13 protein-coding genes are annotated in these 16,263 nt (G+C 46.5%); 5 read left to right on the forward strand and 8 right to left on the reverse strand.

The annotated features are described in order from the left end of the window. The first annotated feature begins 58 nt into the window (after positions 1 to 58). The 3 genes from BMZ72_RS07325 to BMZ72_RS07335 all read left to right on the forward strand — a co-directional run bounded on the left by BMZ72_RS07325 (position 59) and on the right by BMZ72_RS07335 (position 4,634). A complete protein-coding gene (locus tag BMZ72_RS07325) occupies positions 59 to 1,231 on the forward strand; it encodes a glycosyltransferase family 4 protein (RefSeq protein WP_089806669.1) in 1,173 nt (390 codons plus the stop codon). A 1,664-nt stretch (positions 1,232 to 2,895) separates the two neighbouring features. Then, entirely contained in the window at positions 2,896 to 4,254 is a 1,359-nt protein-coding gene (locus BMZ72_RS07330; protein WP_089806670.1) for a sigma-54-dependent transcriptional regulator, read from the forward strand. 14 nt (positions 4,255 to 4,268) lie between these two features. After that, positions 4,269 to 4,634 (forward strand): Hpt domain-containing protein, encoded by a 366-nt coding sequence (locus tag BMZ72_RS07335; RefSeq protein ID WP_089806671.1) that lies wholly within the window; start codon positions 4,269 to 4,271, stop codon positions 4,632 to 4,634. An 87-nt stretch (positions 4,635 to 4,721) separates the two neighbouring features. Here the strand turns inward: BMZ72_RS07335 and BMZ72_RS07340 are convergent, their stop codons facing one another. The 5 genes from BMZ72_RS07340 to BMZ72_RS07360 all read right to left on the reverse strand — a co-directional run bounded on the left by BMZ72_RS07340 (position 4,722) and on the right by BMZ72_RS07360 (position 7,687). After that, positions 4,722 to 5,177 carry a PA2169 family four-helix-bundle protein gene (locus tag BMZ72_RS07340; protein WP_089806672.1) on the reverse strand — a complete coding sequence of 152 codons (456 nt, stop codon included), beginning with the start codon at positions 5,175 to 5,177 and terminating at the stop codon, positions 4,722 to 4,724. 159 nt (positions 5,178 to 5,336) lie between these two features. After that, positions 5,337 to 5,768: a nuclear transport factor 2 family protein gene (locus BMZ72_RS07345; protein ID WP_255373132.1), complete on the reverse strand. Its 432-nt coding sequence runs from the start codon at positions 5,766 to 5,768 to the stop codon at positions 5,337 to 5,339. Between the two features lie 57 nt (positions 5,769 to 5,825). Continuing rightward, positions 5,826 to 6,698: a class I SAM-dependent methyltransferase gene (locus tag BMZ72_RS07350; protein ID WP_089806675.1), complete on the reverse strand. Its 873-nt coding sequence runs from the start codon at positions 6,696 to 6,698 to the stop codon at positions 5,826 to 5,828. A gap of 125 nt (positions 6,699 to 6,823) precedes the next feature. Further along, a complete protein-coding gene (locus BMZ72_RS07355; protein ID WP_089806677.1) occupies positions 6,824 to 7,090 on the reverse strand; it encodes a hypothetical protein in 267 nt (88 codons plus the stop codon). Between the two features lie 93 nt (positions 7,091 to 7,183). Further along, the gene (locus BMZ72_RS07360; protein ID WP_089806679.1) at positions 7,184 to 7,687 is read right to left on the reverse strand and encodes a DUF4251 domain-containing protein; all 504 of its coding nucleotides are present in this window, start codon (positions 7,685 to 7,687) and stop codon (positions 7,184 to 7,186) included. A 151-nt stretch (positions 7,688 to 7,838) separates the two neighbouring features. Here BMZ72_RS07360 and BMZ72_RS07365 point away from each other — a divergent pair, with 151 nt between their 5' ends. Next, positions 7,839 to 9,185, forward strand: a complete 1,347-nt coding sequence (locus BMZ72_RS07365) for a sensor histidine kinase (protein ID WP_177222711.1) — start codon at positions 7,839 to 7,841, stop codon at positions 9,183 to 9,185. A gap of 187 nt (positions 9,186 to 9,372) precedes the next feature. Here BMZ72_RS07365 and BMZ72_RS07370 read toward each other — a convergent pair whose 3' ends face one another. The 3 genes from BMZ72_RS07370 to BMZ72_RS07380 form a co-directional block, all read right to left on the reverse strand. Further along, positions 9,373 to 10,797, reverse strand: coding sequence for a SusD/RagB family nutrient-binding outer membrane lipoprotein (locus BMZ72_RS07370; protein ID WP_089806683.1), 1,425 nt, complete (start codon positions 10,795 to 10,797; stop codon positions 9,373 to 9,375). A gap of 11 nt (positions 10,798 to 10,808) precedes the next feature. Beyond that, complete coding sequence (locus BMZ72_RS07375; RefSeq protein WP_089806685.1) at positions 10,809 to 13,943, reverse strand: SusC/RagA family TonB-linked outer membrane protein; 3,135 nt, start codon at positions 13,941 to 13,943, stop codon at positions 10,809 to 10,811. A 346-nt stretch (positions 13,944 to 14,289) separates the two neighbouring features. Further along, positions 14,290 to 15,789, reverse strand: a complete 1,500-nt coding sequence (locus BMZ72_RS07380; RefSeq protein ID WP_177222712.1) for an OmpA family protein — start codon at positions 15,787 to 15,789, stop codon at positions 14,290 to 14,292. Between the two features lie 55 nt (positions 15,790 to 15,844). Here BMZ72_RS07380 and BMZ72_RS07385 point away from each other — a divergent pair, with 55 nt between their 5' ends. Continuing rightward, positions 15,845 to 16,219 (forward strand): DUF1304 domain-containing protein, encoded by a 375-nt coding sequence (locus BMZ72_RS07385; protein WP_089806689.1) that lies wholly within the window; start codon positions 15,845 to 15,847, stop codon positions 16,217 to 16,219. Positions 16,220 to 16,263: the final 44 nt, after the last annotated feature.

Here is a 16,263-nt window from a genome sequence, read left to right on the forward strand (position 1 = left end):
TGTTAAGAAGCGTTCTGTTTATCCCTATACCTAGATAACATATTTTAATGCATCCTTTATGAACAAGATTATCGCAGTACACCTTCATAACGACAGACACGGCAACACCATGGTGTTCCGTCAGTCACTGGAAACATTAACAGAGAAAGGGCTGGATGTACATCTTATCACGAATCGTACCGGTGATACACCTGGGTTCCTGTCCGGTATTCCAGGTGTACAATACCACTACATAAATTATTTAGAACGGGGGAACAAATGGCGGATATTCTTCAGTTTCCTGCTGGCCCAGATGGTCATTTTCAGGAAAGTTTGGGGGCTGCTTGAGCCGGAAGCAAAAGTGTACATCAATACACTACTGCCTTTCGGTGCAGCATGGGCTGGCAGGCTGAAGAAGGCGCCGATCACTTACCACATTCACGAAACAGCGATCGATTTTCCAAAGCTCCGCTCGTTTCTGCTGAATACGGCCAGACGTACGGCCACACAGGTTGTCTTTGGCTCCCGTTACCTACAGGCAAAATTCAGTTTCCCGAAAGCCGAGAAACACATCGTACACAGCTGCCTGCCGCAGTCCTTCGTACAGGAAGCCGTATTGCACGCCAATCATGGTTCCCGTAAGACCGTACTGATGATCGCGCCGCTGGAAAAGGAAAGCGGGTTACCGGAACTACTCGAACTGGCTAACCAGATGTCCTCCACAAAATTTGAGCTCGTTATTGACGCAAGTCAGAAAGAGATAGACGCTTATTTCAGTAACTATTTTATCCCTGACAATCTGATGGTCTATGGCACACAGCTGAACCTGCACCCTTTTTACCAGCGGGCAGCTGTGGTCCTGAACCTCTCTAACACAGAGCATTATCAGGATACATTCGACTTCAACATCCTGCAGGCAATGAGTTACGGCCGCCCGGTGATCGTACCGCTTGCCGGAGGCGCTAATGAACTGGTCGCACACGGATGGAACGGCTATCGTATCAGCGGAAATTATATCGACAAAGTGCGCAAACACGTAGAGCAACTGCTGAGCAACAAACCACTCTACGCCGATATGAGCTGCGCTGCACAACTGGTTGCCTTTCAGTTCAAACCGGAATTCTTTAAGCAACAGGTAGAAGACCTCTTTGCAGACGGCACTTACTTTACGCCGCGTAAAAAGGAACAACTGGCAGAAGTACTGCTCTACCCTGCTGCACTACAGGAATACATCAATAATGCAAGAAACTAGCTAACGATATTACTTAGGGGGAATATGACAACAATCCATGGTTTTTTTTGAGGGTTTATTTGAGGTTTTTCAAGGGGTTTTTTGAGGTTTTTTTTAGAGGTTTTGTGTTGAGTATGTGAACATTTCATCCTGGCCCCGGTGTACCGGAAAACGTGAAGCAGAGGGGCCAGGCAATGAGTCAAAGCAAATGTTGAATGAACTGAGTTTATTATTTGAGAACGGGGATATTCCTATACCAATTTGAAGTGTGCTCATCCCGGCCCTGGTGAAATTGAAAAAGTGATAAAAGCAGGGCCTGGAGATGATACCAAAAAAGATCTTTAGTTATTGAAAATATTGTGTTGAGTATGTGGACTTCATCCCGGCCCCGGTGCAGCGGCTGTCAGTGGAAACAGACGGGGCCTGGAGATGACAGTTGGAATGACAAAATTATTATTTGAGGGGTTATCCCTATGCCGGTTTAGCGTGTACCATCCCGGCCCTGGTGAAATTGAAAAGTGCAGCAAGCAGGGCCAGGAGATGATACCAGAAATGATCTTTAGTTATTGAAAATATTGTGTTGAGTATGTGAACGTTCATCCCGGCCCCGGTGCTGTTGCTGTCAGTGAGATTAGAACGGGGCCTGGAGATGACAATTGACAGGGAAAAGATATTATTCGGGAACAGTGGTTTATGCCTATACCAACTTAGTGTGTGTTCATCCCGGCCCTGGTGAAATTGATAATGTGCAGCAGACAGGGCCTGGAGAGGATACCCAAAAAGATCTTTAGTTATTGAAAATATTGTGTTGAGTATGTGAACGTTTCATCCCGGCCCCGGTGCTGTTGCTGTCAGTGAGATCAGACGGGGCCTGGAGATGATCATGGAATGAGGAAAGATATTATTTAAGGATGTGGTGTGACCCCTATGCCAGTTTAGAGTGGTCATCCCGGCCCTGGTGAAAATGGAAAGTGCCGAAAGCAGGGCCCGGAGATGATAATAAAAAGAGAATAAGGACAACGTGAATAAATATTTGGTTAACGAATGCCGAATGCCGCTTAAGAGTGTCGTCATCCCGGCCCTGGTGAAAATGAGAAGATGAAAGTAAGGCAGGGCCAGGCGATGAGGCAAAACAAAAGAAATTTTAGATCAAAAATATTGTGTTGAGCATGTGAACGTTCATCCCGGCCCCGGTGCTGTTGCGCTGAGTGAGATTAGACGGGGCCCGGAGATGATAACAGCAAAGAAATTAACGTGGTGAATATGTGGTTGACCAATGCCAATTAAGATGTCGCTATCCCGGCCCTGTTGAAAAAGCAATTGTGAAGAAAAGCAGGGCCAGGCGATGCGACCCAAAAAAGATCTTTAACGTATAAAAATATTTGTATTGAGTATGTAGACTTTCATCCCGGCCCCGGTGCAGTTGCTGTCAGTGAGAATAGAAGGGGCCAGGCGATGATAGCAAAAGAAATTAATGTGGATGTGACCATTACCGGCTTGAGAGTGCTTGATCATGGCCCCGATGCGGTTTGATTCTGTGGAGGCAAAGGGGCCCTTTTTTTAGTTTGTGCTTGCCTATTTCATAATAACCCACAAGGTCTTCTGCACTACACTTTTAAAAAAGTGTGGTAAGGGAGACCTTTTGATGATTGAAAATTTTCCTAAATTAACGGAAAATTCCATGAATGCTCGATTTCAAGATTTTTATAGTAGAGGATGATAAGTGGTACGGAGGATTATTGCATCATTACCTTAGTCAGAACCCCGACTACGAAGTAACCCTGATTGGCTCAGGCAAGGAATGCCTGGCCCAGCTGCACCGGAAACCGGATCTCGTGACCATTGATTTCGGATTACCCGATATGAATGGGGAGGAATTGTACAAAAAGATCAAACAGGCGCAACCGAATCTGCCTGTGATCATCATCAGCGCACAAGAAAAGATCACCACTGCGGTAGACCTCCTCAAAATGGGGGCAGAAGACTACCTGGTAAAAGATGACAACACCCAGCAACTGCTGTGGAAAGCCATCATCCGCCTGCGCGAAAATAATTCCCTTAAAAACGAGATCTCCGAACTGAAAGCGGAACTCAAAACGAAATACGACTATTCACGGTCCATTATCGGGAACAGCCCCGCACTGCAAACGGTCTTCAAAATGATCGATAAAGCAGCAGGCTCCCTGATCAATGTCTCCGTTTCAGGAGAAACTGGTACCGGTAAAGAACTGGTAGCCCGTGCCGTACACTATAATTCCGCCAGAAGCGGCCACGCTTTCGTTCCGGTCAATATGGCCGCCATTCCAAGGGAACTCGTCGAAAGTGAACTCTTTGGTTACGAAAAAGGTGCTTTCACCGGCGCTCAGAATAAAAAGATCGGCCGCTTCGAAGAAGCAAACGGAGGCACCCTCTTCCTCGATGAGATCGGGGAAATGGACCTCAATATCCAGAGCAAGCTCTTACGCGTACTCCAGGAAAAAGAACTGACCCGCCTCGGAGGTACCTCCAAGGTGAAACTGGACTTCAGACTGGTGGTCGCCACGCATAAAAACCTCGCGGATGAAGTGAAAAAAGGGAACTTCCGTGAAGACCTTTACTACCGTATCGTCGGTCTTCCCGTAACCCTTCCTCCCCTTCGCGAACGCAAAGAAGATATCCTGCTGCTCACACAGCATTTCCTGACCGCTTACTGCAAAGAAAACAAGGTCGCAGAGATCAAAGTCTCTCCTGCCGCCAGGGATAAGCTGGTAAGCTATGCCTATCCGGGTAACATCCGCGAACTGAAATCAGTCGTGGAACTCGCTGCAGTAATGTCTGAAAACAATTGTATTGAACCGGAAGACATTACCTTCCTCTCAGGTAATAATCACGATGTGGATACCGTACTGAATACCGAACTGACCTTACGCGAATACACAAGACTGATCATCCGTAACTATCTTAAAAGATATGACGATAACGTACTGCTGGTAGCCGAAAAACTGGATATCGGTAAGTCTACTATTTATAAAATGTTACAGACAGGCGAAATAGAGGGCGCCTGAAGATTCTATCAACTATGATGCAACCGGAACATCAACTCTATTCTTATTCTTACCTGTACAGAATCACCAGTACAAGTCCCTCCTTCATTCACAAAATGATAGGACTGTTCGTCTCTTCTCTGGATGAATACGTGGCTGAACTGGAACTCCTGCTACAAAGCAAAAACCTCCAGGAACTCAAAAAAGTACTGCATAAAATGAAACCCAGTATGATGAACCTGGAGATAAAGGGAGCAGGTGAGATCCTTAGCAGGGTCAGCGGGTCCGATATATGGACAACCGCCACCAGTGACAGTATCTGCCAGCTCACGAACACCCTGAAGGAGATCAAACCTCTGATGGAGCAAGACCTCCACGAATTAAGCAAAGAAGTATCCTGAATACCCTCAGGTAGCACAATAAAGAAAGGCATATACTTGTCCGCAGACAGGTATATGCCTTTAATTTTTTCAACCCGCTTTATAGTCCTATTTATTAGCGTCGCGTAACGCCTTGATCTGGTCGTGAGAACTTCTCAGTGTACGCTGCTGTTCCACGATCATCTCACGCACATAAGCTGGTAACTCTTCATCTTCCAGTGCACTTCTGTAAGCACGCTGAGCCGCATCTTCACCTGCCTCACAATTAGATAATACCGTGTGACGGTCATGACCTGTGAATACAGCCTTCACATCCATCCAGGCGCGATAGATCTTACCACTTGTAGTTGTGCCATTCTCCATATCGCCGCCCAGTGAGTTTACCTCAGTACCTAATGCAAGACGGATCTCATGACTTTCGCTGATCATAGAAGAGAATAATGCTTTCAGATCAGCATCTTCTTCCTTCAGTTCCTTCAGTGCTTTTTCATAACCTTCAATACGGTCATTATTGATCTGGATCAGATCATTCAGTACTTCGATAGTTTCAATTGTAGCTTGCATAAAATAAGTTTTTGGTTAACAGATAAGGCTGTCCCGCCTCTTTGTTTACCAATAACAGGTACAAAACTATGCCACAAACATTTCTCCTATACAGGCATGATGTACAACGTAGAACCTGGTGTAAGCTTATCGCCACTATGTGTAAAATAGCGGACGGGCTCAGGCAGGAACCTTAACTGCCTGTCTGGCAAGCAGTTTCCACTGACCTCCTTCTTTGCCCCATACCAGCAGAATATATAGCTTCACATGCCCCGCTACTCCCCCGTCATTGGTGTCCGCACTGAATGTATGACGCACAATAGCGGTATTACCCGTGATCGCAATTTTCTGCTCACTCAGATCGATCGTTACAAAATCAGATTTACCATTGACGATATTGCTGACGAAAGTAGTTTTGTCTTCAATCTTTCCACTGGAATGTCCATAGGACAGTTTTTCATCAGATACTTTTTCAAGCGTCGCCTTATCCGCATCCACCATCGCTTTCCGCAATGATTCCACCTGTGCAGCGACCGCTTTTTCTTCTTTGGATTGTGCGAATGCAATGCCTGACAGCATACAACACACCAGTAGCATAGAATACATTTTCATACGGGAGTAGTTATTCAATAAAAATATAGAATTGATATTTAAATTCTTAGTGTGACACTATCTTTTTACAGCAAATGCGACCCTGTAAAACTCATATCCTTTTTCCGTGCGTTCCGGAAGATAATGATTCCGGTATTCCACTGCACTGTAGTCCTCCAGCAGTTCCATACCGAAGCCATCCAGATAACGCCTTACCAGAACGGGTTCCAGACCAAAGGTCCAGTTTTCGGCTATCTGTCGCAGATCCTGTATTAATTTCTCTCCACCGAAAAATGCAGCCGGATAACGCAGCACTTTTTCATCAACATAAGTGAAAATAATATAACTACCGGCTGCAAATGATCCCATAAAAGCAAAGGTGGATGCCACCGCTTCATGTGAGAGATAATTAGTCACACCTTCCCATATAAAAACAGTAGGCCGGGAAAGATCTATCTGCTCCGCAGCCGCCAGTTGCTCAAGCTTTTGCTCATTAAAGTCGATCTCCAGGTAGCGAACATGATCCGGCAGACGTCCGAGACTCTTCATGATCCGTTCTCTTTTGGCTCTCGCCGTGGCAGGATGATCAATCTCAATGACCGGTAGCGCACGCAGAAAACCAAGCCGTAAAGCGCGGGTATCATAACCGGCGCCCAGAATGACGACCTGTTTCGCGCCATTACGTACTGCCTGTTGCACTAATTCGTCAATATACCGCGTGCGTGCCACACCAGATGACAATGCCCCGGGAATTCTTTTGCGGATGATCCGGTAGACCAGATTCCGGATAAATGGTATTACAGATAACTGGGTGATGAACTTAAAGCGGGCTGTCAGAAAAGAAAAAGCATAAGGATCGGTAAACAGTCTTTTTCCGGACGGGCGGTTAGTCTCCAACGCCCGGAACAACGCCATATACTGGGCCGTACGACTGGCAGTGTCTGTCTTCATAACGAACGGGAAATGGGTTTATCTAAAGATAACAAAAAGACGCATAAAAAAACTGCGGCAGATACTGTCTTTAACAATATCTGCCGCAGCTGACAAAACGCGTATCCTTTTGAAGATACTATACGTTAACTTAAAGAGTACTCATTGCTCTTCACGAATTCGGCGAATGCTTCCTTCGTCCACTGTTCATAATCATTCAGATTGATGCCCAGTTTCTCATCACGGTGAACTTCCCTGACCTCACGACTATCCCAATAGCCCTTGGCTAAAGATTCTACATTAGCAGATGCATCCTGCACATTTACACCGTAATCTTCAGGATAGCTCCTGTAATTACCCATCGCGAGCTCCTGGATTTCATGCTTAACGCCTTCTCTGTTATTCTTGGACATAGTTCTAATTTTTGGTTCGATAGATATAAAACAAGAACTGTTCCCATATGCCAGAATCTATCAGCGTTAAGATAATTTTAACGTATTCTTTAGTTATCTTTTACTTTTCCTTTCAGTGATATATCCCGTGAAAGAAATAGGTTGTCTGTTGTTGCTGATCACCTGTAAGGAAGCAAAACCATTGTCGGAAATAGTGAGTGAAAGCAGCCTCGCATCCTGTGTATCCTGTGGTTTAATGGTAATGTCCCAGCCGCCTTTTTTTCTTGCTTCCTCTTTGTAGTCAAATCTGGTAGACGTAAACTGTATGCCTCCTTTTGTCGGGTCCATCGGCGCCGTATAGGCGCGACCGAAGTACGGTAAATAACTGATAACACTATCAGGTGTGATCTTCACATCATAATCTGATGTGATCTGTCTGTTTGGCGACGGATTCGTTGGCTGGACCGTCTGTACCTTGAATACATAATTACGTGCGCTCACCATTTTTTCTACTGCCTGTTGCTTTTCGCTCTTTTTGTCCTGTGCCTGTAAATTACTGATAAACAATCCCACTATCAGCAATAACACTGTTATCACCTTACTTTGAACACTTTTCATAAAAACTGATTTTCTATATAACGTGCGAAAGTCATTCCACATTTTGTCCACCATATCCCTTATAACATGTATGTGTTATAAATATTCGCATTTAAACGTAGACCTTTGCATAACTTATCGATTATCAGCGTATACTAATAAAAACCAGCATTTGCACAAAATCGCACGTAAACTAGCCAACATTTGGGAAGAACTGGTAGGGGCCCCTGCATCGTTCTCGCTGGAGAACCGTGCCTTCAACTCGATCAGTGTTGTAACCATGGCGCTGCTGACGGTATTACTGCCGTTCAACATGTGGCTGGGACTTACCCTTGTATGGGTTATTGTAGCGACCCTGCTGGTGTTACAGGTATTTTTCTTTTACCTATCCCGCTATAAAAAGGTCTACCATGTCAGCATGCTGGCCTACGCGATTGTCAGCTATATTACGCTGACAGCCACCTTCTATCTGAATTCCGGTAGCCATGGCCCTGCCCTGCTGCTGTTTTTCCTGACCTTCAACCTGTTGATCGCTTTCAGTCCGCGCAGCCGCCACTGGATGTGGGCCTGTCTGCACCTGCTGCTGCCTGTGATCCTGCTGACAAAAGAATACTACAACCCCGCCTGGATCAGGGATAGTTATGCCAGTGCGGAGTATAGATACGTTGATATCCTGTCCAGTTATCTGATCACACTGACCTGTATCTATCTCATTACCAATTATTTGAGAAATAACTACGAAAGAGAAAAGCGCAATGCAGAAGAACGCGCCGATAAAATCGATAGCCAGAATCTTAAACTGGAGCAATCCAACCAGAAAAAAGACAAACTGTTCTCGATTATCGCGCATGACCTCCAGAGCCCACTCAATTCAATCATCACCACCCTCCACCTGATCGCAGAATACGATCTGGAGGAAGAAGAAAAGAAGATGTTAGGGGATGAACTGCTGACCCTGACTAAAAACACCTCCAGTCTGCTGACCAACCTCCTGACCTGGTCAAAATTGCAGATGGATGGAAAAGGTGTCAGATTATCTGCCGAAAATGTTCATGAAGCAGTAGAGAGAGTACTGACGATCCAGCGCCTGCTGGCTGACAAGAAGTCTGTCAGCATCACTTCCCGCGTCGACGCGGATGTGTATATTACCGCGGATCATAACATGCTGGAACTGATCATCAGAAACCTGGTGAATAATGCGATAAAATTCACGCCTTCCGGCGGACAAATAGCCATCGACCTGCGGCTCAATGATGAATACTGTCACCTGATGATCTCTGATAACGGCATTGGTATAGATCCCAATCATCATGATGAAATCTTCTCCCTGAAAACACAGTCCACCTTCGGTACCAACAACGAAAAAGGCATCGGCCTCGGATTAGTGCTCTGCAAAGAACTCCTCTCTCTTCAGAATGGCGAATTATGGTTTGAAAGCACACCCGGTGAAGGCACCACCTTTTTTGCCAGTTTCCCGCTCAGCCAGATGAAGGTGACGGGCAACACACTTTCAGCATAAATAATTGCTTACCAAATGGTTGTAAAACTTTATCATCGGAACTGATTTCCGGTGATGTGACTGTCTCTGGTCTGGCTTTAGTCAGACTATAGTTACCTTCCGTTAATGCTCCTTTCAGAACGAAAGATTGAACGTAAAGTAACTATAGTTTAAACCCTATCTAAATAACTATCAATTGTTTTCATATTTATTTATCCCACCACAAATGGTCCGTCAGGGAACCTACCGGTGGTACATTTTCCGGGTTCCGGCTTGTCTCGGAAGTAGGATATCCCACCCGGCGGATAAAGGTATTTAACAGGGCGCCCTGTGGTAACTGGAAATTCTTGTATTTATAATCATAACGACGGGCGTCTGTCCAGGTTTCCGGTTGCAGGAAGGTCGCTACGTATTTCTCCTTGAAAAGCAGGTCTTTGGTAAACGCAGCCTGTCCTACGGCCACCACCGGATTACTCACGTAAGCCTGTTTCGCCGCAGGCGCCACCCCTAACTTATCCATATGCGCAGCAATACCATCCAGGTATGCCTGATAAGATCCTGCCTTATTTGCCGCAAAAGAAGCCTCAGATTCGATAAACTTCATTTCGGCATAGGTTAACATCAAAAGAGGTGCTCCGCCCCGGGAATAGAATCCATTTACCGATAAAGCACATTGTGAGTTATCAGTGCCGGAACCCGTACGCCCGACGCCGTTCACCGTCCCTCTGTAATCGCCGAAACGGGTCAGGTCAGTGATCAACGGTAAACGGGGATCAGCTACACCATAAGTAGTACCATTCAGGGCATTTACGAAAGTAGCGCTCAGCCAGCCATCCAGGGTACCGCTGGCGTTATTTTTCGCTACGCTGTTCCAGGGACTCAGACTCTCAAAACGCGTGATCTGCGCATCATCGGCATTACTATCATAAGCCAGTTCCAACGCAGCCAGTACAGCCGCCGGATCATAATCGGGTAGTTTGCTCTTCCGGTTCAGCAGTCTGGCCTTCAGTGCATACGCCGTCTTTATCCAGGCCGCTTTATTGCCTCCATGTACCAGGTCATTTACCGGGTCCAGCGCCACGAGCGGGTCCGGAAGATTCAACGCCGCTATCCCCTGATCGATCAGGGACAAACAACTGTCATAAATCGCCTTTGCACCATCATATGCTGGCCGCAGGTTCTCTCCTTCTGACCAGGCTTCCTTATAAGGCGCATCTCCATACAGATCGATCACCATACTCATATTCAGTGCCTCCAGGATATCAGCTACACCCAGGTGTTCATAGGCCCGCTGTGACACGGCCAGTTGTTTCATCTGACGGATATCGGTCACATTCAGATAAACAGCCCGCCAGTTGGCACTCCTGTCCACATCATCATAGATATCCGAGCCACTGCCGGTATTGGGAGAAGCCAGCTGCTGTACATAATAGGAGGTAATATAACCGGTGGAATATACATTGATCGCCGACTGATAAGTCGTTGCCACCAGCAGCCCATTGATAGGCGGCCGCTGCGTCAGATTAGGATCGGTCTGGTTAATATCCAGGTAACCTTTTTTACAGGCAGGCAGCGCGCAGAAAAGTCCTGCCGCCAGTGCCAGTGTATATATGCTGAGAAATGTACGTTTCATGAAAGACAGATTTAGAATTGAAGATTAAGACTGAACAGGAAGCTGCGGGTAGCCGGATAGGTAAATCCGGAGAATGAATCGGAAGCATTGCTGCCGGAAGGAGAAGAACTGGTTTCCGGATCAAAACCGCTGTACTTCGTATGCAGCCAGAGATTATTACCGGTGAAGGATACCGTCGCTCCGCTGATCGTCTTTGTCGGTGTCAGCCACTGTGTGGGCAATGTATAGGACAATGACAGGGAACGTAACCTTACCCAGGAAGCATCTTCAATGAAGTTTTCACTCGCACCCCGATAGTAGTTCCGGTAAAAACCAGCGCCATAATCTACACCATCCGGACCTTTCGCCTGTCCCAGGTACACCGGTTTCGTATTCGCAGTACCATCCGCCAGTACGCCATTGAACACCATCGTCTGATCGCGGTTCTCCGTCTCTTTTGACTCACCGAATGCAGCCAGGAAATTAGACAGCTGATTGTATTTGTAATTCCCGTGACGTACGTCCAGCAATACAGACAATGACAGTTGTTTATACCTGAATGTCTGCGTAGTACTACCGATCCATTTAGGCAATGTACTACCCAGATAACGCTGATTGGAAGCATCATCCAGCACAGGGAAACCATTTGCACCTATCAGCAAAGGCAGATCTGTACGCAATGTCTTTTTATCATCCACTTCATTGCCATAATAACGCTTGTAAGTCCGGCCATAGAGCGCTCCATATGACTGTCCGGGTACCAGTTTGGTGGTCACCGTCGAACTCAGATAACCATATTGCGAGGACAATACGATCTCACTCAACTGCAGCTCTTCATTCAGTTTCTTCACCTTGTTGCTGTTGGTGGAGAAGTTCACCCGGAAATCCCAGCTGAAGTCCTTTGTACGCACCGGCACAACTGACAGGGTCACTTCCAGCCCTTTATTGCTGATCTCACCGGCATTCACATAAGCTTTGTCAAAACCCGTCGTGGTAGATACGTCTACCGGTACCAACAGGTCTTTACTTTGCTGCTGATAAACGACTGCTTCCAGCCCCAGTCTGCCTTCGAGGAATCTCAGCTCTGTACCGAGCTCCGTTGTCTGTGTAAACTCCGGTCTCAGATTAGGATTACCCAGGGTCCTGTTCTGATAGAAAGGCACACTGGAACCGATGGTCGTACCGGCCTTATATCCATTGGTGATGGAATAGGGATCACCGTCCTTACCGATCTTCGCCCAGGAAGCTTTGAACTTACCATAGGTCCACCAGCCGGGTAGTTTGAACTGATCACTGAAGATGTAACTCAGACTGACAGACGGATAAAAATAACTGCGGTTATTGACAGATAAAGTAGACGTCAGGTCGTTCCTGCCGGTCAGTTCTAGGAACAGGTAATTATTCAGTCCGAGGGTCAGATCAGCGAAATAACCATAGTTCCTGTAATCGGAAATATAGGATTCAGCGGTCACGCGTTTAGCGTTATTCAGCAGGAACAGATCCGGTACTACCAGCGTATCACCCATCACACTGTTCCTTCTTACACGCTGATCACGCAGGTCATGACCGATCTTCAGATCGATCGAATATTTTTCTTTAAATGTATGTGTGACATTCGCCATTACAGTAGACGTCAGGGTACGGCTCCGGAGATTATATTCATACATAAAACCGTATTCATTGTCATCCAGGTTAGGTGCTTCACCCACAAGCCCCAGCGGACCAGGCGCCTGATGTACCCTGCCATCCGTATAGAAATCGTTACCGACACGATAGGAGAAATTCAGCCAGGAAGTTGGTTTGTAGGTAATGAATGTACTGGCGATAGTACGGTTCACATTATCTCTGAACTTGTTGGTTGACAGCGTATAGATCGGGTTGTTCGTACCACTGCTGTAAGTCTGTTGTGTACCGTCCGGCTTGACATAATCTTTCATATCCCAGCGAGGAGACCAGTAGATGATCTGCTCACCATAACGATCCGCATTCACCCTGTTACCACCGGAATTGATATAGTTCAGTGACACGCCTGCACTGAACTTTTCACTGATCTTAAACTGACCATTGATCCTGGCATTGTAACTGGTAAAGGTGCTGAAAGGGATCACGCCATCCTGATCCAGATAAGACATAGATCCCAGTAATTGTGCCTTATCAGTACCACCGCTGAGGTTAACAGTATGACGGGTTTGCATACCTGTTTTAAAGGCCTGTTTATAGTTATTATAAAGCTGGTCCGGATGCGTATCATCCAGTTTCTTTGCTTCTTCTACCGTAGGTCCGAATGTGGGCCAGAAACTGGCCGGATCATATTCGCCCAGATATCCCTGCGAATATTTCGACTGCACCTCCGGCGTCTTATTCACCTTATCAAAACCATACATACCGCTGTAGGTCACCTGAAGTTTGCCTGCTTTACCTGATTTTGTCGTGATCACGATCGCGCCGTTAGCCGCACGTATACCGTATAAAGCCGTTGCAGCGCCACCTCTCAGTACAGAGACGCTTTCAATATCATCGGGGTTTATATCAGCTGCGCGGTTGCTCATACCACGGGTTTCTGCACCGCCGGTGGTATAGGTATTATTATCAATTTCCACCCCATCGACGATAAACAAAGGCTGGTTGTTTCTGTCACCCGAAATAGAGTTAATTCCTCTGATAATAATGCGGGAACCCTGACCGGGACCGCCCCCCGAGCTGGAGATCTGTACACCTGCGACCTTTCCCTGGAGAGCATTGACAACGTTAGGCTGGTGGTTCACGTTGAGGTCTTTGTTGTCCACCTGCTGGATCGTGTAACCCAAAGCACGCTTTTCCTTTTTTACGCCAAAAGCAGTGACCACCACCTCATTCAGGTCTTTCTGGGAAGCCTGCAGGGTAACATTGAGCACATCGCCTGTACCAACCGGTAACTGTTGTGTAGCATAGCCGACATAGGAAAAAATGAGTGTTGCATTATCACCGGTGAGGGTAATGGAGTAGTCACCAGTTGGGCCTGTAAACACGTGGTTCTGGGAGCCTTTCTCTACGATGACCACCCGCTCCAGTGGTTGCTGTGTATCCCCTGCAACGACCTGTCCACGGAGGGTCCTGCCCTTCTGGGCAAAGGTAGTAGCGCAGACCGCCAATAGCACGATCAGCATCAGCCCTGTAGCAATTTTCATAAGCTGTTAAGTTTAGAGTAAGTGATGTGAAAAAGCATGAAACTTCCTGGCTATACCTCAGTACGCCATGATTTTGGTTTGATTGTTCAATAAAGTGATCCCCGGAGTCTGTTATACGATTGTTAAGTGTGTCATCGACATAAGCAATTTCCTGTTATCAGATGTTGAGTTTTCCCTGGTTAAACAATTACAGTTACTTCCTGAACAGACAAAATATAAAAACAAACATTCTTTTGCAAGGTTTTCACCGGTAAAATAATTCTCCTGATAAAATTGGATTAACCGAAACACAATTGCCCTAAATTCTTAATTTTTAATTCTTAATTCCCAATTCGCGCGCAGCGCGTCAATCCGGGCTGTAGAATATGATAATCTCTACCCTGCGGTTTCTTCTTCGTCCTTCTGCGGATTGGTTACTGGCCACCGGCTGACTTTCGCCAACACCTGTGATCAGCCGGATATCATTTCCAAGGCCATGTTCCTGCATATAACCGGCAACCGCATTGGCTCGCTTCATCGACAGCGAATTGTTGTAAGCAGAGGTACCGGCATTGTCTGTGTGTCCGTTTACCTGTAACTGTATGCTGCCATCACGGGGTATTCTTTTGATCAGGCTATCGAGTGAGCTATACAGGTTTTTATTCAGTTCGCTGCTATTGAATTTAAAGAGAATATCCGGAATAACCAGCGTATCCGGTTGATGTACGACGGGACGGGGGCGCATCGTGTCTTTCGCCAGCGGCGGACGGCAGATGATCATTTCCACCCGGTTATTCTCTCCGGCTGTATTGCCTGCCGTATCATACCGGGGTTTGGTTTTACCAGCTCCCTGTACATCAAAATCATCAAAGCTATAGCCCTCATTATACACCAGATAATTAGCGACTGCTTTGGCCTTATCCGCAGATATGATCCTGTTATATTCTTCAGAAGCCTTCTGCCACGCATATCCGATCAGCTGGATACGGGCACGATTGCCCTTGTAACGGTTCAGCGCTTCGTCTATCTGTTGTTTATAACGGTCATTCAGGCTGTTTTTATCCACCGTAAAAAGATCATCTTTCAGGATGATGGTATCACATCCGGAAGCCCCGTCCAGCCGATGGATCAGATCACCGGAAGCAATGAATTTTTCAGGGATCGTATGACGGTGATGCTCTGTATACAACAGGTTAATGGTGCTATCTGCATTCGGACAAACCGGCGGACCACCCTCCGGCGTTATACTGATACTATCGATGAGTAACTGTGCATTACTATAACCGCCGCCTGCGCCTTCCTTTCGTTGTGGCGCCCTGAAATTACCGATCAGCAGATGAGTAGCATTATCCGAAGCCACATAGGTCTTTTCCAGCATATACCAGGGATGATTCAGGCGGAATAGTTTCTTCTGAACGTCATTTTCATTGAGTTCGAGACTGGCAGGTGCTTTCAGGCAACTACCACTCTGGGTAAATACAAATGCGGTATCAAAGCGGATACCCGCCCGTAAAGGGTAGTTATCCGTATTCATGTAGACACGGATCCGGTAGGTACGGCCTTTCTCCAGCGCACAAAGCAGCCGGGTCTGTATATATGCTCTTAAATCGGGATTTTCCTTGCCTTCCTGGAGGAGATTGACATGGTGTTGCCCCTGCAAGGCGGCGCCATTACATAGGTATTTCATCCTCGCAACCTCCGGCGCAACCGAAAGCCAGGCGGATGGAGCACAGGGAGCTGTATATTCCGTACAGATATTTACATCTTCGAAGGAAGCGTTTGGCACCAGGTTCTGGGCGATCAGCCCCAATGTACAGTAACAGCATAGTAGTATCGTTACGATACTTTTTCTAACACAGGCCAGCATGCACGTGGAATTATATATCTTAGTCCATCGAAAACCTACAGTAAAAATACTACTTATGTTGATCTTAATTAAATTTCTCATAGGCTTTTGTGCGCTGGAGCACTTATACATCCTATGGCTGGAAATGTTCGCCTGGACCACAAAAGCGCCTAAAGTCTTCAAACAACTGCCTGCTCATCTCTTTGAACCAACAAAAACACTCGCTGGTAATCAGGGGCTGTATAACGGCTTTCTGGCCGCAGGACTGATCTGGTCATTCTTTATCCAGGATGGCAAATGGGCTATGCACGTAGCCACTTTCTTCCTTAGCTGCATCGCTGTAGCAGGTATTTATGGCGCACTGACAGCAGGTAAGCGTATATTTTTCGTACAGGCACTGCCAGCGATGGTGACGTTGTTGTTAATTGTGCTCAGAAGCATATTCAATTGAGAATTAAAAATTAAAAATTAAGAATTTGTTGACTGACAAAGGGA

The sequence above is a fragment of the Chitinophaga sp. YR627 genome (assembly GCF_900114995.1).
Lineage (GTDB): Bacteria > Bacteroidota > Bacteroidia > Chitinophagales > Chitinophagaceae > Chitinophaga.